Source organism: Klebsiella sp. GB_Kp056, assembly GCF_040064755.1.
Classification (GTDB): Bacteria; Pseudomonadota; Gammaproteobacteria; order Enterobacterales; family Enterobacteriaceae; genus Klebsiella; species Klebsiella quasipneumoniae.
In genome coordinates, this window is sequence record NZ_JBEAJA010000057.1 from 1 (window position 1) to 21181 (window position 21181).

At 56.0% G+C, this 21181-nt stretch carries 21 protein-coding genes; 6 read left to right on the forward strand and 15 right to left on the reverse strand.

Going from position 1 to position 21181, the window contains the following annotated elements; all coding sequences use genetic code 11:
- The first annotated feature begins 315 nt into the window (after positions 1-315).
- Positions 316-582, forward strand: coding sequence for a type II toxin-antitoxin system antitoxin HipB (gene hipB, locus ABLV52_RS18620; protein ID WP_023289667.1), 267 nt, complete (start codon positions 316-318; stop codon positions 580-582).
- On the forward strand, positions 582-1904 hold the full coding sequence (locus tag ABLV52_RS18625; protein ID WP_348890745.1) for a type II toxin-antitoxin system HipA family toxin: 1323 nt from the start codon (positions 582-584) through the stop codon (positions 1902-1904). Before hipB ends, ABLV52_RS18625 begins: the two co-directional genes overlap by 1 nt.
- A 16-nt stretch (positions 1905-1920) precedes the next feature.
- Here ABLV52_RS18625 and ABLV52_RS18630 read toward each other — a convergent pair whose 3' ends face one another.
- From ABLV52_RS18630 to ABLV52_RS18645, 4 genes are all read right to left on the reverse strand, one after another.
- A complete protein-coding gene (locus ABLV52_RS18630; RefSeq protein ID WP_044523014.1) occupies positions 1921-3213 on the reverse strand; it encodes a glycoside hydrolase family 10 protein in 1293 nt (430 codons plus the stop codon).
- A 234-nt stretch (positions 3214-3447) separates the two neighbouring features.
- On the reverse strand, positions 3448-4230 hold the full coding sequence (gene map / locus ABLV52_RS18635) for a type I methionyl aminopeptidase (protein WP_348890746.1): 783 nt from the start codon (positions 4228-4230) through the stop codon (positions 3448-3450).
- Positions 4211-4429 carry a ParD-like family protein gene (locus tag ABLV52_RS18640; RefSeq protein ID WP_002904808.1) on the reverse strand — a complete coding sequence of 73 codons (219 nt, stop codon included), beginning with the start codon at positions 4427-4429 and terminating at the stop codon, positions 4211-4213. The genes map and ABLV52_RS18640 overlap by 20 nt, the downstream gene beginning before the upstream one ends.
- Before the next feature lie 291 nt (positions 4430-4720).
- Positions 4721-4969, reverse strand: a complete 249-nt coding sequence (locus tag ABLV52_RS18645) for a hypothetical protein (protein WP_004205912.1) — start codon at positions 4967-4969, stop codon at positions 4721-4723.
- A 297-nt stretch (positions 4970-5266) separates the two neighbouring features.
- On the opposite strand from ABLV52_RS18645, the gene ABLV52_RS18650 reads away from it, so the two are divergent.
- Entirely contained in the window at positions 5267-6922 is a 1656-nt protein-coding gene (locus ABLV52_RS18650; protein WP_023289671.1) for an EAL domain-containing protein, read from the forward strand.
- Positions 6923-6955: 33 nt separating this feature from the next.
- Here ABLV52_RS18650 and ABLV52_RS18655 read toward each other — a convergent pair whose 3' ends face one another.
- The 7 genes from ABLV52_RS18655 to ABLV52_RS18685 form a co-directional block, all read right to left on the reverse strand.
- Positions 6956-7891, reverse strand: a complete 936-nt coding sequence (locus ABLV52_RS18655) for an alpha/beta hydrolase-fold protein (RefSeq protein WP_348890747.1) — start codon at positions 7889-7891, stop codon at positions 6956-6958.
- Between the two features lie 188 nt (positions 7892-8079).
- The gene (locus ABLV52_RS18660) at positions 8080-8220 is read right to left on the reverse strand and encodes a hypothetical protein (RefSeq protein ID WP_023289673.1); all 141 of its coding nucleotides are present in this window, start codon (positions 8218-8220) and stop codon (positions 8080-8082) included.
- Positions 8221-8232: 12 nt separating this feature from the next.
- A complete protein-coding gene (locus ABLV52_RS18665) occupies positions 8233-8484 on the reverse strand; it encodes a hypothetical protein (RefSeq protein ID WP_023289674.1) in 252 nt (83 codons plus the stop codon).
- Positions 8485-8912: 428 nt separating this feature from the next.
- A complete protein-coding gene (locus ABLV52_RS18670) occupies positions 8913-9356 on the reverse strand; it encodes a PTS sugar transporter subunit IIA (protein WP_032452832.1) in 444 nt (147 codons plus the stop codon).
- Positions 9346-10791 carry a sugar porter family MFS transporter gene (locus tag ABLV52_RS18675; RefSeq protein WP_032452833.1) on the reverse strand — a complete coding sequence of 482 codons (1446 nt, stop codon included), beginning with the start codon at positions 10789-10791 and terminating at the stop codon, positions 9346-9348. The genes ABLV52_RS18670 and ABLV52_RS18675 overlap by 11 nt, the downstream gene beginning before the upstream one ends.
- A 723-nt stretch (positions 10792-11514) precedes the next feature.
- Positions 11515-12843 carry a 6-phospho-alpha-glucosidase gene (locus tag ABLV52_RS18680; protein WP_023289677.1) on the reverse strand — a complete coding sequence of 443 codons (1329 nt, stop codon included), beginning with the start codon at positions 12841-12843 and terminating at the stop codon, positions 11515-11517.
- Between the two features lie 11 nt (positions 12844-12854).
- Positions 12855-14393: a PTS transporter subunit EIIC gene (locus ABLV52_RS18685; RefSeq protein WP_048334843.1), complete on the reverse strand. Its 1539-nt coding sequence runs from the start codon at positions 14391-14393 to the stop codon at positions 12855-12857.
- A gap of 267 nt (positions 14394-14660) precedes the next feature.
- On the opposite strand from ABLV52_RS18685, the gene ABLV52_RS18690 reads away from it, so the two are divergent.
- The gene (locus ABLV52_RS18690; RefSeq protein ID WP_004205898.1) at positions 14661-15359 is read left to right on the forward strand and encodes a UTRA domain-containing protein; all 699 of its coding nucleotides are present in this window, start codon (positions 14661-14663) and stop codon (positions 15357-15359) included.
- Here ABLV52_RS18690 and ABLV52_RS18695 read toward each other — a convergent pair.
- Positions 15356-16108 carry a sulfite exporter TauE/SafE family protein gene (locus ABLV52_RS18695; protein ID WP_348890828.1) on the reverse strand — a complete coding sequence of 251 codons (753 nt, stop codon included), beginning with the start codon at positions 16106-16108 and terminating at the stop codon, positions 15356-15358. The genes ABLV52_RS18690 and ABLV52_RS18695 overlap by 4 nt on opposite strands.
- Positions 16109-16219: 111 nt before the next feature.
- On the opposite strand from ABLV52_RS18695, the gene ABLV52_RS18700 reads away from it, so the two are divergent.
- Together ABLV52_RS18700 and ABLV52_RS18705 are read left to right on the forward strand one after the other, a co-directional pair.
- On the forward strand, positions 16220-17104 hold the full coding sequence (locus tag ABLV52_RS18700; protein WP_064154623.1) for a LysR substrate-binding domain-containing protein: 885 nt from the start codon (positions 16220-16222) through the stop codon (positions 17102-17104).
- Between the two features lie 130 nt (positions 17105-17234).
- Complete coding sequence (locus tag ABLV52_RS18705) at positions 17235-18110, forward strand: NAD(P)-dependent oxidoreductase (RefSeq protein ID WP_064154622.1); 876 nt, start codon at positions 17235-17237, stop codon at positions 18108-18110.
- Between the two features lie 53 nt (positions 18111-18163).
- Here ABLV52_RS18705 and ABLV52_RS18710 read toward each other — a convergent pair whose 3' ends face one another.
- From ABLV52_RS18710 to ABLV52_RS18720, 3 genes are all read right to left on the reverse strand, one after another.
- A complete protein-coding gene (locus ABLV52_RS18710; protein WP_348890748.1) occupies positions 18164-19633 on the reverse strand; it encodes an alpha/beta hydrolase in 1470 nt (489 codons plus the stop codon).
- Between the two features lie 331 nt (positions 19634-19964).
- The gene (locus ABLV52_RS18715; RefSeq protein WP_085550868.1) at positions 19965-20456 is read right to left on the reverse strand and encodes a M15 family metallopeptidase; all 492 of its coding nucleotides are present in this window, start codon (positions 20454-20456) and stop codon (positions 19965-19967) included.
- A gap of 44 nt (positions 20457-20500) precedes the next feature.
- A complete protein-coding gene (locus tag ABLV52_RS18720; RefSeq protein WP_072420199.1) occupies positions 20501-20896 on the reverse strand; it encodes a hypothetical protein in 396 nt (131 codons plus the stop codon).
- Between the last annotated feature and the right edge of the window lie 285 nt (positions 20897-21181).

Genomic DNA, 21181 nt, shown 5'->3' on the forward strand with positions numbered 1-21181 from the left:
GCCGTAGGCCCGGTAAGGCGCAGCCGCCACCGGGCATTAAGCCGGCAACAGAGCCGGCTGCCCATTGCCGGGCGGCGCTGCGCTTGCCCGGCCTGGATCGTTACGGAGCAGGCAGAGAAAGCCCGTAGGCCCGGTAAGGCGCAGCCGCCACCGGGCATGTAAAGGTGTCTCCGGCCACCATTCTTCCTGTTTTATCCCCACACAAGGATAATTTTACTCCTATCCCCACCAGGGGATAACCTTGACATTATCCCCTGCAGGGTATAAAAGCAGATTTATCCCGATAGGGGGATAAACAATGGTGAGGAACAAGCGATGCATTCCCCGCAGATATACAGTCCCGTTCAGCTGGCCAATTACCTGAAACTGCTGCGCCAGCAAAATCACTGGACTCAGGAGGCGCTGGCCAGCCGGATCGGCATTAAACAGGCGACGCTGTCCAATTTTGAAAATCACCCGGACAAAACCACCTTGACCACCCTGTTCAAGATCCTCCAGTCGCTGGGGGTGGTGATGACCCTGAACGCCAAACCGGCCGAGACGGCGACGGCCCCCGATAACACCACGGATCTGGACTGGTAATGGCGACGCTCACCACCTGGATGAACAATGTGCGCGTGGGAACCTTAACCCGCCAGGCCAACGGGGCGCACAGTTTCCGCTATGATGACGAGTGGCTGCGCAGCCCGCGCGCCAGGCCGCTCTCCCTCTCGCTGCCGCTGCAGTATGGCAATATCACCGCCGACGCGGTGTATCACTATTTTGATAACCTGTTGCCCGACAGCCCACAGGTCCGCGACCGGATCGTCAGGCGCTATCAGGCGCGCTCGAAACAGCCGTTCGATCTGCTGGCCGAGGTCGGCCGGGATAGCGTAGGGGCGGTGACTCTGCTGCCGCCGGGAGAAGAGGCGCATCTTGCAGCGTTGCGCTGGCAGACGCTGGATGAGGCGCAACTGACCGCGTTGCTGACCGCCTACCAGTCGGATATTCCGCTCGGGATGGTGACCGGCCAGGACGATTTTCGTATCTCGGTGGCCGGCGCTCAGGAGAAAACCGCGCTGCTGCGAATGGGCGAGCACTGGTGTATTCCGCAGGGCACCACCCCGACAACCCATATCATTAAACTGCCCATTGGCGAGATAAAACAGCCCAATGCGACGCTGGATCTGCGTGAAAGCGTGGATAACGAATATCTGTGCCTGGCGCTGGCCAGGGCGTTGGGCCTGGCGGTGCCGGAGGCGGAGATTATCACCACCCCGCGGATCCGTGCGCTGGCGGTGACCCGCTTCGACCGGCGCTGGGCGCAGGAGGAGCGCGTGCTGCTGCGGCTGCCGCAGGAGGATCTGTGTCAGGCATTCGGCATCCCGTCGTCGATGAAATACGAGTCTGACGGCGGGCCGGGTATCGCCGCGATCATGACCTTTCTGCTGGGCTCCAGTGAAGCCCTGAAAGATCGCTATGACTTTATGAAGTTCATGGTGTTCCAGTGGCTGACCGGGGCAACGGACGGGCATGCGAAGAATTTCTCGCTCTTTTTGCTGCCCGGCGGCATCTACCGGCTCACGCCGTTCTACGACATTATTTCGGCATTTCCGGTGCTGGGAGGGACGGGACTGCATCTGCGCGACCTGAAGCTGTCGATGGGGCTCAACGCCACCCGAGGGCGGAAAACGGAGATTAACGCCATCTATCCGCGTCATTTTCTGGCGACCGCCAAAGCGGTTAACTTTCCCCGGGATCAGATGCTGGCGATCCTTGACGAGTTTGCCGACCGCGTGCCGCAGGCCATCGAAAGCGCCCGCCGGACGCTGCCGGCGGACTTTTCCGCCCACGTCTGGCGGGCGATCACGGAGAACATGCTGAAACTGCACGCCCGCCTGCAGCAAGGGCTGCAGGCGCGATAGCGAAGCCGAGTGGCGGTTAGCTCTGCGGCTGCCCCCAGCGGCTGCGCAGGTAGTTAACCGCCTGGCGGGTCTGCGGCTGATTGAGGTTGTTTTCGCGGAACAGGATGGTGCCCTGGATCTGCGGCAGGGACTCATTGAGATCGAGCTGCTTTTTCAGCTCCGGCACGCCGCCATCCACCGTCCAGTCAGGCTCATTTTTGGACGGTTCACCCACCTTGTACAGCGCCACGCCAATATACAGCCGGGTATGGGTGGGCTTAACCACCTCGGCCCACCAGTTGGCCAGCACATCATAGCGCGCCGCATCGCGGGCAAATGGCCAGTAGATCTGCGGGGCGATGTAGTCGAGCAGTCCCTGCTGCACCCAGCTGCGGGTATCGGCATAGGATTCATCATAGGCGGCCGCGCCACGGGTATCAGACCCCGCTGGATCGTGGGAGCGGTTGCGCCACACCCCGGCCGGGCTTACGCCAAACTCGACGTTCGGATTGAGTTTTTTAATGGTCGCGGAGACCTGGGCAATAAGCTGTTGAGTGTTATGCCGCCGCCAGTCGCCCTTCGAGGCATAGCCCTGCCCGTAACGGCGGAAGGTCTCGTTGTCGTTAAGCGGGGAAGCGGCGGTTTCGGTGTAGAAATAGTCATCGAACTGCACGCCGTCAATCGGGTAGTTCTGCACCACTTCAGCGACGATGCTGGTGATCCAGTCACGCGCTTCGGGAATACCCGGGTCGAGAACAAAGCGGTCGCTGGCGGTGCGGATCCAGTTACGGTGCAGGACAAACACGCTGGCCGGTACCTGAGTGAGGGTGTTATTCAGCTCGGCAATGGTGGACGGTTTGGTGTTGACCGAGACGCGGTAAGGGTTAAACCACGCGTGAACCTTCATGCCGCGCTTGTGCGCTTCATCCAGCATAAACTGCAGCGGATCGTAGCCGGGATATTCGCCGATTTTGCCGGTCAGCATATCGGACCACGGTAGAATATCCGACCGCCAGAGCGCCGTACCGTCCGGTTTCACCTGGAAAAAGACAGTGTTGATCCCCAGGCGCTGCAGATTATCGAGTTTGGCGATCAGCGCCAGCTTCTGCTGCGTGATGCGGCTTTCCGGTGTACTGGCGATAATCGACCCGACCGGCGGCCAGTCAAGGCGCGAGACGGTGGTCAGCCAGACGCCGCGTACCGGCTCCCGGTGCGTCTGACCGGCTTTAACGGCCGCGCTCTTCGGCGGCGTGACGAGGGATTTCGGGGCCTTACTGGTGCAGCTGAACAGCATGCCGGCGGCGATGAGCGCCGCGCCTGCCAGCGCCACTTTGCTGGCTAAGGGGAATCGACGAGAATGGCTGATGATGAACTCCCGTGTAATCAGATCGTCGCGTGTAGGCGCTATTCTCTTACGATTCGCCGGTCAGAGCAATTCCTTGTTCGGACTGCGGCCATCAAGAGAGAGGCGTCAGTCGGGCTGCCCCGCCAGAAGGTACCTCAGCATTCCCGGCCCCGGGCAGGATTATCCGTTATGGGCGCCTCGGCAAAGCGAACAGGTAACTCAGCGGATCCGCGACTGCTCGTCGTCGCGCAGCGTCAATACCTCAAAACCGTTGGCGGTCACCGCCACGGTGTGCTCCCACTGCGCGGAGAGTTTTTTATCGCGGGTGACCACCGTCCAGCCATCCTTTTTGGTCTTGATACGACTGTCGCCCTGGTTCACCATCGGTTCAATAGTGAATACCATGCCTTCCCGCAGCACGGCGCCTTCCCCGGGCCTGCCGTAGTGCAGCACCTGCGGCTCTTCATGCATTTCCTGACCGACGCCGTGACCGCAGTATTCTCTGACCACGCTGTAGCCATGGTCCTCGACCCAGCGCTGAATGGCATGGCCGATGTCGCCCAGCGTCGCGCCAGGTTTTACCACCTCAATGCCTTTCCACATCGCTTCATAGGTGGTCTTTACCAGCCGGCGGGCCAGCGGGGAAACGTCGCCTATCAGGTACATCTTACTGGAGTCAGCGATCATGCCCGCTTTCTCGAGGGTAATATCGACGTTAACGATCATCCCGGAGCGCAGATGCTCGGTCGCCTTCGGGATCCCATGGCAGACCACGTCGTTAATCGAGGTGTTCAACACATAGGGAAAGTCGTATTGCCCCTTGCTGGCCGGGCGGGCGTGCAGCTGGTTGACGATAAAATCTTCCACTCGATCGTTGATTTCCATCGTCGTCATGCCGGGAACGATAAAGGTATCCAGCATGGCAAACACCGATGCCAGCAGCTGGCCGGCATGACGCTGGCGCGCGAGCTCATCGGCGGTTTTAATGATTATTGATGGCATTGATCACCTCCAGCAGACGGTCAGAGCCGGATTTCAGCATCAGCAGTTTGATCTGCTGGTGGTTAAGCTCGGGGTAGAGTTCGCTCATCATGCCCAGACGGATCCAGTATTCCGCCTGCGCATTGACGGAGCGGGACATGGCTTTGCTGGCATCACGAATGTCATCGTGCAGCAGATCGGAGATTTTGACGATTCCCATAGCAACAACCCATATATGATTCGTATATGTATCGTATACCATCCAGCGCGGGATGTCCCTGGCATTTTGTGGCCTGGGCGGCGAACACCATGCAAAAAAGCCCGACCGGCGGGCTTATTTTTCAGCATGTGTTCGGGTTAAAAATTCGCGCTGTTTACCATGGCGAAAATTACCCATTAGGTTATCAGTATGCGGAATGAAAATAACATGATGGCGACGCATCAATATATTTTATGCAGGTGTTAATTTTGCGTATGAATATTCTCCCGTCAGGCCGGGAATCCGGGGGATTTACAGCGCGTCAGTGAGTTTATCCACCACCACTTTACCCGCATTATCGAACTGCGTAATGCGGAAGCTGTCGCTCCAGGAGCGGCGGGTGGTGAAGCGGTCAAACAGGGATACCCGACCTTTACGCTGGCCATCTTTACTTAAAATAACCCATTCGGTCACCGAAGAATAATGCTGACTATTGTCATGACGACTCTGTTGTTCAACCAGGCGATCTTCTTTTTCCACTTTTAAATAATCACGCAACATATTTAACCTCCATAGAAAGTATTATTAACATTACTCCTTTTATTTATTCTTTCAATCAAACTTTTTAATCAATAAAAGTAACTATTAGTGGGCGACCTAAGTGCGAAAATCGCCGAGTTTGTCACTCCCGAAGATGGCCAGGTCCACTACGCTTAACAGGCGTATGCACCGCGCGTTCGGCGCATGCCCGGGCCGGAAAGGCGACCATAAAACACCTTAACCTTGTATTCATTATGGGCGTGATTCTGTTATATCTAATGCGTTTTGCCACGACCGAGCCACAGAGAGCGCTGTACCATGAGTAACGATCACCTGACGGACATTGCCTATCGCCACTTTATTGAAAGTGTTAAAGATTATGCCATCTATATGTTGAGCGCCGATGGGACGGTCATCAGCTGGAACGAGGGCGCCCGCCGGGCAAAAGGGTACCTGAGCGACGAGATCGTCGGCCGCTACTTCGGTCTCTTCTATAGCGAAGCCGAACAGCTCTCCAGGGTGCCGGCAAAAAATCTGCAAATTGCCCTGCGTAGCGGCCAGTTCGAAGGCGAAGGCTGGCGGTATCGTAAAGATGGCTCCCGGTTCTGGGCGCATGTCATGATCAATGCCATCCGCGATGAACAACATAACCTGCTGGGCTTTGCCAAAATTACCCGCGACATCAGCGAACAGAAGGCGATCAATGACCGCATCGCGTGGATGGCGCGCTACGATGCGCTGACCGGTTTACCCAATCGGGTGGAATTCTTTGAGCGGGTGGAAAAGCTGATCACCGGTAATGACGCCCGCCGCTTTGCCGTTTTCACCATCGATTTAGATAAGTTTAAAGAGATTAACGATCTGCAGGGCCATCTTATTGGCGATCAGCTGCTGCAGCGCGTGGCAGGCGCCGTGCTCAAAACGCTGCAGAAGGAGGAGATGGTCGCCCGCTTCGGCGGCGATGAGTTTGTGGCCGTCAAACCTTTTGCCGATGAAAGCGAGGTGGACGCCTTTGCCACCCGTCTCTGGCACTGCTTCAGCGGTAAGCAGACGTTTGCCGCGACGGAAGTGATCCTCTCCGCCAGCATAGGTATCTCCGTCTACCCGGAGGACGGGACGGATATTAATACGGTACTGAGCAATTCCGATCTGGCCATGTATCGGGCAAAGAGCAGTCTCGACCACAAGATTTGCTGGTACGAACGTGAGATGGACGACAAGACGCGGCAGCGGAATATGATGGCCGCCGACATCCGCCGCGGTATTCAGGCGGGGGAGTTTTCGCTTCACTATCAGGCGATCCGCAACATTAAAGATCGTCGCATCACCGGTTATGAAGCGCTGTTGCGCTGGCAGCATCCGCAGCTGGGGGCTATCCCGCCGGAGGTGTTTATTCCCATCGCCGAAGAGAGTGGCGCTATTGTGCCATTAGGCTACTGGGTACTGGAGCAGGTGTGCAGCGAATCACTGGATAATCGGCTGAATAAAAAAATCTCAGTCAATATCTCACCGGTACAGTTGCGTCACCGCAGCTTTATCGAAAAAGTCCGCGAGATCCTGATGCGAACCGCTTATCCGGTTAGCCTGCTGGAATTTGAAGTGACGGAGACGGCGTTTATCATCAATAAACAGCTGGCGTTCAGCGTGCTGCATCATCTGCAAAAGATGGGCATCAGTATTGCGCTGGATGACTTCGGCACCGGTTACTCCTCCCTGAGCATGCTGCGCGATTTTCATTTCGACGTCATCAAGCTCGACCGTAGCTTTATGCAGGATGTGGAGAGCAATCCTCAGGTTCGCTCGTTCGTGCGGGCGATTATCTCGCTGGGCAACTCAATCAATACCCCGCTTATCGCCGAAGGGGTAGAAACCGAGGGGCAACGGCAGATCCTCGAAGAAGAGGGATGCGACGAAATGCAGGGCTTTCTGTTCGGCGAGCCGGTCGATGTTAAACATCTGCCACGGCAGAATTAACGCACCCGCCGTTGGCTGGTGGGCGCGGGATCGTTACTGATGCGCTAACGTAGGCTGCCCGGAAAGGTGCAGCAGCGCCGCGCGCAGGGAGACCTCGAACATCTGACCGTGCGTCAGGCCAGGGTAGCGCCAGAATTGCACCGTCAGACCGTTGCTGGCCAGCTGCTGCTGGGTCTGACGCAGTACGCCCAGGGAGGCTTCATGCCCGGAGGGCTCGCCAGCGGCTTTTCCGTCGCCTTCCAGCAGATACAGGGACGTCCCGGTAAACGCGGTGGCATCAAGGGTCTGGGTGTCCTTCAGGGGAGACGTCTGCGCCTGGCCAAGCGACGGGCTGGCAGAATAGTAGATCCTGAAAAGGGAGTGGTTTCGCCACGCGTCGAGTACAAACAGTCCGCCGTAAGAGTGGCCCCAGATAGCGCGCTGGCGGGGATCGATTTTCAGGTTAGCTTCTGTTTGCGGAACCATCGTTTCGCTCAGCAGCTGACGAAACAGATAGTTGCCCCCGGTTTTTCGCGGCGGCAGCGCGGTTTTCCCGGCGCGAGGTTCATGCGCCTTCAGCGGCGGAGTGTAATCCCAGGCCCGGGCGGCGGTATCGAAGGGCAGCGCCGTCTGGTAACCAATAGCGACGATGACCGGTGGGGAACCGGCGGAGAGCTGTTGCAGAAACGCGTCGTTGAGTTTATCCATCACCGCATTGCCGTCCAGCATATACAGCACCGGGTAACCGGCGGCAGGCGGCGCTTTATCCGGCACCGCGGTCCACACCCGGTAATGGCGTTCGCCATCGGCAGAGTCGTACTGGCGCTGGGTAAAATGATAGAAAGCTGACCCTTTATCCGCAATATTCGGTCCCAGCGGCTGCAGATCCGGCCGGGCGAAACTGCCGCTGCTGTAGAAGATCGCGCCTATCGCCAGCGTCAGCAATCCGTGCGTCTGCCGCGCTGTGATGCTCCCTGAATCCTGCTTCACCTCGTCTGTCCCCCTGTTCTCTGTCATCTGGCGTTTTGCCTGGGCTGACACGTTAGCATAGCTTCATTGATAATGGTTCTCATTTCTTTTTATGCGCGCAGTAGCAGGTGGCATGCCGCTGAGGCTGGTGGCGGATTCAGTCCATCAGGAGGAGAGATAGCCGCCTGTTGGCGGCTATGGGAGAAAGGTCAGGAACGATCGTGAAGGGTGCTCAGCAGTTTTTTGACCAGCGGGGTAAGCGCAATAAACAGCAGTGCAATTATCACGACCAGCAAGAGCGCGAGCCCTTTATGGTGAGTGATAAGTACCCACAGCATCGCCAGCGTCATGGGCATGCTCCTTTAATAACGGTATTCACCACCGCTCAGGTGAATGAAATTCAACAGAATGGTCATGACCACCCAGGCCAGCAGCAGAAAGCGTCGTCTGTCGCGCCGCGCTTCCAGGGCGGCGAAATAATTAGCGCTATACCAGGTCGATATAATAATAGCCAGCGTGATGATGACCTGCCAGACCGCTTGACGATAGCCTGTCACGACGCTTATCCCGCGAAAGCAAAGGACGATCGCGATACCGTTAAGCGCGTTACACATCAGCCATCCCCACAGGCTTGCGGGCCGGCTAAATAAATATCCAAATCGTAAAACCAATGTCGTATACACCTTGCCAAAATAATCGCGCTGTAAAATGCATTTTAACCATGAAAGAGGTATTGATTTAAATCAAAACTAATGGGATAGCGCAGGAATTACTGGCGCGCGGCACTCGCGGCCTGATTGACAAAACAGAGGTTAAAACACTATTTCAATGCTTAAAATTATGTTTTTATTGATGATTTTAGTGTGTCAGATAAGGGGGTCGCATAATAAATAGATTTGATAGCAATTTAATATGCGTTAATTTCCCCGGTTATTATTGTGATTGACGTGATAACGGGGAAAATTAGATTTTTCGCAATGTCTGTTTGCTGCCAGACCAATAAATGGAGGGGCCGGGGGCAGCGCCCCGGCCGGTGGCGCACTTAATGGGGCAGCGCGTTATGCTGGAGGATCTTCAGGAAGTCATTTTTGTCAGAGATTAATGACAGCGCATTCGCGATCAGCTCATCGCTGAATATCGAGGCAATTTCTTTGAGCACGTCAATATGCTCTTTCTCTTTCGCAATCACGCCAATGGCAATAAACATCACGTTGCCGCGATCCCAGATAACGCCATCAGGAAACTGAAAGATCTCAATCCCGGTTTTGAGGATGATATCCGTCGCTGATTTCGGCAGATGCGGCAGGGTGATGCCATTGCCCAAAAAAGTGGAAACCTGATGTTCACGCTCCAGCAGAAAGTGAACGCACTCCTGATTGACATAGCCTTTGGCTTTACACTCCGCGCCAATCATGGCGATGACTTCCGCTTTATTACTGGCCTTGCAGCCGATGTGCAGATTATCCAGCGTGATGTTATCGATCATAGCCAACCTCCCTGGTGAGACGAGTGGATTTTTTATCCTCATGATTCGCTGACAGCTCTGCTTCTAACTGCTCCAGCGATTTATTGGAGGTCTCCGGCAGGGCGAACACCACGAACAGAATCGCCAAATAGTTGATGGCCGCGAAGATGAAGAAGACCGGCCCCAGGCCCAGTTTCGCCTGCAGCAGCGGGAACAGGTAGCTGACTACCGCGTTCATGATCCACATGAAAAATACCGAGATCCCCATCGACAGTCCGCGGAATTTCAGCGGGAACAGCTCGGCTAATACCACCCAGGTGATAAAGCCCATCGAGCCCTGCATCACGCCGACGAACAGCGCGCCCAGCAGCCAGATAGCGGTGGCTTTCAGATCGCCCACCAGGGTGTAGTCAACCGCGGCGATAATCAGATGCAGCGTGGCCATAATGGCGAAGCCGTAGATGATGATCGTCTTACGTTTGAAGCGGTCGACAAGGAACAGCACGCCAATCAGCATACCGCCGACGGAGAAGACACCGTTCAGCACGTTACAGATCAGCGAGGTACGCTCTGAGAAGCCGGCGGCACTCAGGATTTCCGTACCGTAATACATAATGACGTTCACCCCGGTGGTTTGCTGCAGTGCGGCCCAGGTAATGCCCACCAGCAAAATTTTGAGGATCCATGGCGTTGTGAGGATAGTGGTGAAGGTGTTCTGAGTGCTGTACTTATTGCCGGCTTCAATTTTGATCAGGGTGGAGATGTCGTCATACTCTTTCTGTGCGCGTTCCGCCGGGCGGATCTGTTTGAGAATATGCAGCGCTTCTTCGTGGCGGTTTTTGCTGATCAGCCAGCGCGGACTTTCCGGCGCGCGCCACATACCAACAAACAGGCAGATAGCGGGGATCGCCTGCACTAACAGCATATAGCGCCAGACGTCCGGCAGATGGCCCCAGATGATGCCAATGATCGCGTTAATGGCAAACGCCGCCAGCTGGCCGATAACGATGGCGACTTCATTCAGGCCGGTCAGCTTGCCGCGCATCTCGGTGGGCGCCACTTCAGAAATAAAGGTCGGAGCGGTAACCGAGGCGCCGCCGACGGCGTAGCCCAGCAGGGCGCGGGCAATCAGCAGGGTGGTGATATCGGGAGCCGCGGCGGAAAGCAGGGCGCCGATGAGAAAGATAAAGGAGAGGAAGAGTAAGTATTTGCGCCGGCCGAAGTAGTCGGCAAACTTGCCGCCAAACACGCTGCCCAGCGCGGCGCCGACCAGCAGGACGCTCATCACCAGCCCTTCGGTGGTCGGGGTCAGCGCCATGTACTGCTTCAGTGAGGAAAAGGCGCCGTTGATAACGCCAGTGTCGTAACCGAAAAGCAGGCCGCCGAAGGTGGCCACTAAGGTGATCTGATGAAGTCGTTTTCTCTGTTGCTGGTTCAGGTTTGTTATAAATGACATGGTAGTCCCTTTATTTTGTTGAACGACACAAGATAAAAATACATCTCCCCAGTCAGGATTTATCACGCCTGTGTTGTCGTATCTAACTGAATTCAATGATTTTCTTCTTTGTGTAATTGCTCAGCACATGGCAGGGTACGCTAAGCAATGGCGGTCAAAGAGGTTTACGGCTTGGTGGTGATATGGATGTTGTCGATATCCGTTCTCCTTTTCGGGGTTAGCGGTCTTCAGTGCGTCGGCAGGACAGCGCCCTGGTGTGGCATGTTGCTGTCGTTCCGGCGATTTACTGTGATAAGAATATGGCACAAAGAAATGGAACGAGCATGCTACAAGATCACATTATGAAAATTTAATTTCAAATCAGTGTTGCAGGAAGGTAAATACATGAAGCCAATCACAATGGCATGCAGCGCGATATCCCCATGAAAAGGGGGTTAATTTTGCGAGTGAGTAATAATGATGTTGTTTTCAGTGGGTTAATGTAACTCAAAGAATACAACGCAGATCACATTTTTACGCCATAATACCGAAGAATAGAATTTATATTTCATTACTCCGATCAGGGAAAAGCGTGGCTGGCGGCTCTGGGGCATCGGTGTGGAGGAGGTAGCGCAGGCCATTGACGCGTCTGTGCGGAGGGAGGTTATGGGGCAGGCATCGCGGGACGGATGCCGCTGATAACCCTGCGGAGAGAAGGTCTCCCGGCAGGGTTGCGGCAAAAAATCAGTGCAGCGCGGGCCAGTAACCTTCGTTGGCGACGATCAGCTCATCGAGGATCGCTTTCGCCACCGCGGCGCTGGGCACCGTTTTCGACAGGGTGATGGCCTGCCACAGTTTCTGGTAGCTGCCCTCGATCCAGGCGTCAACCACCAGCTTCTCCACCGCCACCTGCTGCTCCATCAACCCTTTCTGGAACGAAGGGATTTTTCCCATCGCCAGCGGTTCCGGGCCGTTGACACCCACCAGGCAGGGGACTTCCACCATCGCCGTTTCGTCAAAGTTGGCGATTGCCCCGTTGTTCTCCACGATCAACAGCATCCGCTCCTGGGTGTTAAAGGCGATGGCGCAGGCGAGGTCGACGATGAAAGTGGCATGGGCCCCGGCGTGGAAATGCGCGCCTTCCGCGGTGCCGCGACGGGTGATCTCCCGGGCCATATCGAAGACCTCTTTTTCACGCCCGGCCATCACCTCGTTGGCCCGCGTAAAGTCCGGGTCAGAGTGCGCCACCTCGTAGTCAGGGTAGAGGTAGTATTTCAGGTAAGTGTTAGGCAGGGTCAGGGGATCAAGGGCAAACACATCCTTCACCTTTTTAAAGGTCTCGATCCAGCTCGGCGCCTTATGCTGAAAATCCTCTTTTGGGCTACTGTAACCCTGCTCCGCCACGTGACGCTTCAGCGCCGGCATCAGGTCGTTACCGGCTTTATCGGTGATGCTGGTCCACCAGCCAAAATGATTCAGGCCGTAGTAGCGGACGTTCAGTGCCTTGCGGGACGGCAGACCGAGGATGTCGGCAAACAGCCCCTCGATGGCCACCGGCATATCGCAGATGTTGATAATGCGCGCGTCGGGACGCAGGCGACGGGTCGCTTCCGCGACGATGGCCGCCGGGTTGGAGTAGTTGAGCATCCACGCCCCCGGGGCGTACTGCTGCATATAATCGACCAGCTCCAGTACGCCGGCAATCGAGCGCATACCGTAGGCGATCCCCCCCGGCCCACAGGTTTCCTGGCCCGGCACGCCATATTTCAGCGGGATCTTTTCATCCTTTTCCCGCATCTCATACAGGCCAACGCGAATATGCGCCATCACAAAATCAACGTCGGTGAAGGCCGCCTGCGGATCGGTGGTATAGCTGAACTTCACCTGCGGGAAGCGTTCAGCCACCAGAATGGCGCAGGCGTCGCCGATGGTCTTCTGACGCTCGTGATGGTTATCGTACAGACGGATCTCCCGCAGGGGAAAGCGCGCCATATTTTCCAGCAGCATCATGACAATCCCTGGCGTGTAGGTACTCCCGCCGCCGGCAATCGTGACCACAAAGTTATCTTTCATTTACCACCTCGTTATTCAGTTACACCCAGACTGGCGTTGACCGCCGTTCGAATTTTGTTAACCCCCAGGCCATAGATCACCTGGACATGATTGCCTTTAATCAGCACGCTGCTCCCGCCGCTCTCTTTCAACAGCGTCTGCTGGATGAGAGCAGGGTCGCGCACATCGACCCGCAGACGGGTAAAACAGTTTTCCACCGTACAAACATTCTCTTTACCGCCCAGCCCCGCAATCACCAGCGCGCCTTTGTCTGAATCGCCATGCGCCTGATCCGTCTGTGGGGAAGACGCCGCATCGGCAGCGGCTTCGCGCCCCGGGGTAAGCATTCGCAGGCGGGTAATGCAGAAGGTGCCGACCAGGTACATGGTGGCGGTTTCCAGCAGGCCGAGCAGGACAAATACCGGCCAGCGCGTCACGCTGGCGCCGGCGGGCAGGTTATAGACGACAAAATCGATAAGACCGTTTGTGGCGCAGACCCGCACATGAAGCAGCCAGGCCAGCATCTGGAAGAAACCGTCCAGCAGGGAGTAGATAAGCCACAGCAGCGGGGCGGTGAAGATAAAGAGAAACTCAAACGGTTCGGTGATCCCCACCAGCACTGAGGTGACAATTAAGGGGATCAGCGTGACTTTGAGTCGCTGTTTATTCTCCGGTTTCGCCGTGCGGTAGAAGGCGAGCGCCATACCGGCGGTGCCAAAAATCTTCACCATCCCATAGGTTAAAAAGCGGGCGGAATCACTGAGCGCGTCAACGGGATGACGGGCGATTTCGGCGAGGAAAATGGGCTTGGCGCCAATGACGGTCTGGCCATCAATCAGCAACTGACCGCCGATAGAGGTAAAGACGAACGGCGACCAGATCAGATGATGCAGCCCGGTGGGGATCAGGAACCGGTTGAGAAAGCCGTACAGGAAGACCCCAATGGCGCCAAATGATTTCATAAAGCCGGTCAGCGCCGAGATGCCCAACTCCACCACCGGCCAGAGATAGACGGTGGCGATAGCAAACAGGCCCACCAGCGGCAGCATCACAATCAGCACCAGCTTGCTGTTGCCGTAGATCGACAGCGCGCCGCGAAATTCGATGCCGACCACGCGATTGTGTACAAAGGCGACAGCGCAGCCAAGGATAATACCGAGGAACACGCCCATATCGATAACCTGAAAACCGAAGATGTAGGTTTGTCCGCTGCCATACAGTTGCGCGTTGGTGGCCCCGGTCGCCAGGCGATGGGTCAGGGTCAGCCAGCTGTTGTTCGCCGCCAGGTAGACCAGCCAGGTCATGGCCGCCACGAAAGCGGCTTCGGCTTTGCGGGTTTTCGCCAGACCGCTTGCCAGCCCGAGGCAGAACAGAAACCCGAGATTGTTCATCAGCGCCCAGAGCATGCTGGAGACGAATTTCCCTAACAGATAGATCCCGCTGCTTTCATCCACCCACAGCCGGTTGGTGGTCATGCTGAACAGGGCGATCAACAGGCCGATAGCCGGCAGATACAGCACCGGCCCGATCATCGCCTTGGAAAAGTCCTGAAGCTTTTTCACGCCAATCATGGTTGTCCTCTCGTCTTCATAGCCCGCTGTCATCACCTGATCAATAGGCTTATCAGACTAGGAGCAGACCACCGGGATCCCGAGCAGGAAAAAGGCCATCTGTGACGAAAGTCATATATATTGTTGCAGGAGAGATATATAAATATAGCCATTTTTATAGATGAGTTAACGTCTGATCTCTCGCGTAAAAGCTAACTATTTTCTGTAAATACAATGCGTTATTTGTCGTTCTTTTCCACGCCCTCCATCTCAACGAGACATCTAAAAGTGATTTATAAAAAGATTGCCACCGAACTGAAGGCCCGTATTAACAGCGACGACTACGCCGTCGGGGATATGCTGCCCAGCGAAAAAGCGCTGGCTGCGGAGCTGCAGGTCTCGGTGATGACGCTGCGCAAAGCGCTGGCGCTACTGGAGGAGGAAAAGCTGATCGCCCGGCGGCACGGCAGCGGAACCTGCATTGTGCGTAAGAGTAACTATCATGGCGGCGAGCTGGAGGGGTTTAACTACCAGATGCAGGTGGTGGGGGTTACCAACTACCGTAATAAGGTCATTGAGTTCACCTTGCTTGACGCCCCGCCGGCCATTGCCCAGCAGTTAAAGATCCAGCCGGGAGAGAAAGTCTACTACGTCAGGCGGCTGCGCCTGATTGATGAGGTCCCGATCCTGGTGGAGAACAGCTACATTCCGTACGCCGCTTTTCCGTGGCTCAGCGTGGGTAACCTTGAGCAGTCTAAGTTCAACTATTTCAAAAAAGAGTGCCATATCACCATTATCGAGAGCCACCGCAGCTATACGCCGGTGCTGGCGACCCGCGAGCAGGCGGAGCTGCTGCAGGTGGCGCCTAACAGCCTCCTGCTACGGGTGCAGTCTGTCAGCTACGCCCAGAACCGGGCGATCGTTGATTTCTCAGAGATCTACCAGAACACCAGTAAATACAATGTGAAGCACATTACCCGCCGCTAGGCCGATCCCCCCAGCAGACCCCGGAGGACAAGCTCCAGCCCCAGCGCCAGCAGGAACAACAGAAAGCCCTGACGAAAGCGCTGCGGGCTGAGACGCGAGCGGATCCGTTGTCCCAGCCACATACCGAGCAGCGCGGGCAACAGCGCCAGCGCCGACAGCAGCAGCGACTCTGCGCGCCAGCCAGCGTGCAGGGAGAGGCCGGCCGCCATCGCCAGAGTGGAGAGGGTGAACGACAGTCCCAGGGCCTGGACCAGCTCGTCGCGACGAAAGCCCAGCGCCTGCAACCAGGGCACCGCCGGAATAACGAATACCCCGGTCGCCCCGGTGATCAGTCCGGTCAGTCCGCCCATCAGCGGCGACAGGCGCTTTTCCACGCGGGCGGAAACCTGCACCGACGGACCACGGAGCGCGTATCCGGCATAAGCTATCAGCACGGCGCCCAGCGCCAGCGCCGACCACCGCGGGTTCAGGTGGATGAGCAGCGACGACCCTGCCAGCGTGCCGATAATCATCCCGGTCATCATTAACCAGAGGCGACGCACAATCTGCGCCAGCGCGGGGCCAGCCAGCAGCTGCCAGAGATTGGTTAACAGCGAGGGGAGCACCAGCAGGGCCGCCGCGGCCGGTGGCGGCATCAGCAGGCCAAGCAGGCCCATCGCCACGGTGGGCAGTCCCATACCGGTCACCCCTTTGACCAGCCCGGCGGCGATAAAGATCAGCAGTAAACAGAGAGTGTGAAGATCAAACATCATGGCTCACTTATCGGCTCAGAGAACGCCATTGAAACAGCTGGTCGCCGGGTGGACAATGCGGTATGTTGCCCGCAGGCTACGGTAAAACCGAAGGGAAAGGAGGGCGTTATGCGACTGGATCTCGCCGATCTGCGACTGTTTATCGCCATCGTGGATAGCGGCAGCATTACCGGCGGGGCGGCGGCGGCCCATCTGGCGCTGGCCTCCGCCAGCGAAAGGCTGCGCAAAATGGAGGCGGAGGTCGGTGTGCCGCTGCTGCACCGTCATGCCCGGGGGGTGACCACGACCGAGGCCGGGGAGGTGCTGGCGCGCCATGCCCGTCCGTTGTTAGAGCAGCAGCGGCGTCTGCGCCAGGCGATGCACGCCTTCGCCCGCGGTCAGCAGGGCACGCTGCGCCTGTTTGCCAATACCTCGGCGATGTCGGCTTTTCTGCCGGGCAAGCTCGCCGCGTGGATGGCCGCGCATCCCGGGATACAGATCGACACCGAAGAGCGCACCAGCGCGGATATTGTCAGCAGCATTCTGGCTGGCGTGGCGCAGGCCGGGGTGGTGTCCGATGCGGTCGACCCCGGGCCGTTGCGCCTGGAGCCCGTCGCTGAGGATCCCCTGGTGCTGATCGTGCCGCCGGCCCATGCCTTGAGTGACGCCGCCGAGGTGGCTTTCGCAACGATCATCCATGAGCCGCTGGTCGCGCTCTATCAGACCAGCGCGCTGCAGCAGCATATCGAAGAGCAGGCCGCCGGAGTCGGCCAGGCGCTGAACGTCCGCATCAGGATGAGCCATTTTGAAGGGCTTTGCGAGATGGTGGCTCACGGCGCCGGCGCGGCGATCCTGCCGCGCGTTATTGCCGAACGCTACCTGCCGCGCTACCGGTTCGCCGTTATCACATTGCAGGATCGCTGGGCGCTGCGTCGGCTGTGCCTGTGCTATCAGGATGACGAACGCCTGTCGCCAGCGATGCGCCGCTTGCTGGAGTGGCTCCGCCAGCCCTGAGCCGCGATAAACGTGGCTATCATATAGTGACAGTGTCACTTTATATGGCGGTTATTGCTACTGACATCCGTGCCAGAGATGCGATAGTAGACGTCCGCCATTTATTAACACGCGAATCAGGACAGACAAGATGAGTACATTACCAAAAGTCGCGGTGCTGGGACTCGGCGCCATGGGACACGCTTTTGCCAGCAATCTGCTGAAGAAGGGCTTTACCGTCGCGGGCTGGAACCGTTCGCCAGCGCGCGGCGAGGATTTACAGGCGCAGGGATTATCCCTGCACGCCACGCCGCAGCAGGCGGTGGCCAATGCCGAGGTGATCATCAGTATGCTCGCCGATGGTCAGGCTACCCTGCAGGTACTGGCGCAAATAGCGCCTGCCTGTCAGCCGCAGGCGATCTATTGCCAGATGGGCACCATCGGCCTGGCGGAGACCCAGGAGGCTATCGCTTTGTTGCGGGAGCGTCAGCCGGCGATGACCTTCGTCGATGCCCCGGTTTCAGGGACCAAAGCCCCGGCGGAGAAGGCGCAGATCCTGGTGCTCGCCAGCGGAGATCGTGAAAAGTGTGGCCCGGCGGAACAGGTATTTGCCGCTATCTCACGTGGGACGCAGTGGTTTGGCGAGGCGGGCAACAGCCAGAAAATGAAGCTGGTCCTCAATGCCTGGCTGATTGCGATGATGCAGGGCATCGCGGAAAGCGCACAGCTGGCGAAGACGCTGGGCTTTACCCCCGACCAGCTGTGGAGCGCCCTGGAGGGCGGCCCGCTGGCGGCGCCCTATGTCAAAGTCAAACTGGACGCCATCGCCAATGAGCAATTCACGCCGCAGATGCAGCTGGCGCATGCGCTGAAAGATGCCCGGCTGGCCTTGTCCCTGTCCGAGCCGCACACCATGCCGGGACTGGATAACATCGCCGAACTGTGGCAGCAGGCGGCGGATGCGGGATTTGCCGGGCAGGATCTGTCCTCGATATATCAGTGGCTGTCGACGTCGGCGAAAGCATAGTGTAGCGCCCTCAGGAAAAAGTGGCCTCGGCGGCCACTTTATCCAGAGGGGAGTTATTTTCCGGAGAGCGCCGGGCGAGTGTCGATCCCTTCGTCAATGCGCTTGATCATATAGGGAAAGAACGGATTGGAAGACTGGCGCATCAGCGAGTCCAGACCCACAACCAGCACAGAACGCTCACCGCGAGCTGCAAACGTGCCGAGGCTGATCCCGTATTGATTCAGCGGATGGGGATAGCGCCCATACAGCGAATCGCTCAAGGGGAAGGGGAGCGCGACATGAGAAAGAGAGTAGACGTCCGGTAAATAGTGCATTCCCTGCAGCTTTTCCACCGTGGTGTCTGTTTTCCCGGCGCGGGTGGTGCGAATTTCCATCTCTGTACTGGCGGAATTGGCGTTAGTGATGATCGTGGTTTGATAAGCCCGCGGCGCCGCGGGCAGCAACCGCGCCAGCGCGGTGTAAGACGTCCGGCGTAATAATGAATTAAACCTGACCGCATGATTTAAATCGAAGAGGACAATTTCACTGCCATTATCCGGCAAGCGGTTATACAGCGCCGTCACGATCGCCCGCGTACTGACCGTTGAATCCACAACGGACTGAAAGGTCAATACCGGCGGTAAGCTGTTAAGCCTATGATTTCTCGAATCCGTCACTATCTGCTTTTGCAGCGCTTTGGTCAGCAGAAACGACTGACGGGCGGCGTTCGTCGGGAAGGAGTTATATTTGAACGGATTAAACTCAGGCATGATGTTTAACCATGCGGCTTTCGAGAAGGCGGGAAGAAACGCGGGCCAGCCCGCGAGGCCGGAAAAGCGCGCGAAGCGGGTGATACCGATCATTGGTGAAATCAGGATCACCCGCTGGGGTTTTGCCAGTCCGGCATTATCCAGCGCGTCCAGCGAATACTTCATTGCCAGCGCGCCGCCGTTGGAAAATCCGACGATATGCAGGGGCGCATCATTACCCGTCAGTCGTTTCGCTTCTCTCACCGCCAGGCGCGTGGCGGCCAGCCAGTCCTGCCAGTCCACGTCGGTCAGCCCGGCGGGTACCGTCCCGTGGCCCGGTAACCTGATACCGATGGCGACATAACCCTGTTGCCGGTAATTTTCGGCGATATGCCGCAGACTGTAGGGTGTATCCGTCAGACCATGCAGCAACACCACAGCGCCTTGCGGTTTGCCATCCGGCATCATAATGTATGACCGATTCCAGTTGGTGGGAAACGAGTCCGGATAGATGGGGCTGTGACTGTAGTAACGATTCAGTTCGGTTTGCTGTTCAGCGTCCAGCTTATCGGTAACCTGGCGTTTTACCTCACTAAAGAGCGCATTCTCTTTGTTGAGGTAATCGTTCCAGTCAGCATTGTCGATTTCATCCGCGCCCATTTCATGCGGAACCCAGGTATGCCAGAGCTGCAGTTCGGGCCCGCGCTGAATGTCATAAACGCGTAGTCCCAGAGCGCCAACAATCAACAGCAGCAGGGACAACACGATACGTTTTAACCAGGTTACCCATTTCAACGCGTGGCTTCCTTTCTTAATGACCTGTTTTCTGAGTATAAATAATCATGGTCAGGGAAGGTTTACTTTTTTGCGCAGCAACGAGCATGAGTAAAGAAGATCGACGGCAAGTGGGTAGGATACATCAACGGCGAAATGCGATCGTGCAGTCAGCGCTAAGCGGGACCGGTTCGAACACGTGGTCAGACGTTCGCGCTGCTTAAGCGCGAAGATAGGTGTGCTTCTGGAGTAATAGTTATCCCCATCAGCTTGTGCCAAAGCAACCGCCGCGGATGGGGAATTATGCGAATGAAACAAGGAGGATTCGGCAGTGATACCGGCACCTGTATAGCTAATTTTTAAGGTCCTGATAAGGATCATATCTCTCATCAGGATACCATTGGCCAGAGAATAGCGCCGCCTGACGGCCAATTGTGCAGCGCTGTATATGGTCATCATCGATAAAAGTGTGTTTGATAGCTGGGGTTCCCCAGTTACCACCCCAGATTACTTTATTGTGCCATGCCAACTGGCCCAACAGGGAGAAATCACCTTTCCACGATGGTTCGCCGTTAATACTCCTTACAATATCGCAGGCTAAGCCATAATGATGAACTCCAACTTTCTGAAGTTTGGTCGCCCCCCGCTCATACAGGAGAGCCTGCCGGTCCTGACTCCGGTAGGTTTCGAAAACCATCAGATCAAGTCCGTTGAGTTTTGCCTGTTCAATGATTGACTGAACTATCTTTCGTGTTACAGGTTCGAGAAGTAAAATATCAGAGATCCGTTCCGTGCTATTGAAACGTTTGTCATACTGAATAGTATCGGTGTAGAAATTACCCATAGCATGCCTCGCTGTACTGTAAATAGTAGAGCCTGGATGAGTATTTATTTCCCAATTGATGATATTTTGTTAAAGATATATGGAGCAAACAGCGTTCCGCCAAACATCAAAAAGTGACTAACACTCTTAAGATTGCTGCTAATTTTTAAAGAATCATAAAATAATGCATAGATAACGTAATAGCCAGTACCTACAAAAATAATAGCGATGATCACCATCCCGACAAATGCAATCAGCCGACTTGAGCTGGCAAAGGGAACCGGCGGCACAATCACTGCTGGTGCTGCTGTGTCAGGAGGGGGGGATGGTTCAGATAAAGCCTCCGCCAATGACCATCCCTGCGTCTTTAGCAACGAGAAAACCCTCCGAAAGGTTACAATGTAAGCCAGTGTCATTACGATATAAATGAAAATCAATATAGGATTTTTTAACCAGTCCATTATATACCTCGGGCATGTGGTTTCTGATCAAGGAGTTATAATTCAAACTTTGATTTATTCAGTGTAAATAAAAAGACACAGTAAGTTAAATAGCATCCAATACAGCGCGCCGCTAGAAAAATTATTTCTAACAGCAAACTTATAAATAATGTTGGCTTTTAATTTTACCAATTACAGGAAGTTAGCTCTTGTGATTATAGAGCATTACTGTTGAAAAATATTAAAAGCAATAAAAAAACATAAAATCATTATTTCCCATTATTAAATCATTATTAAATTTTAATT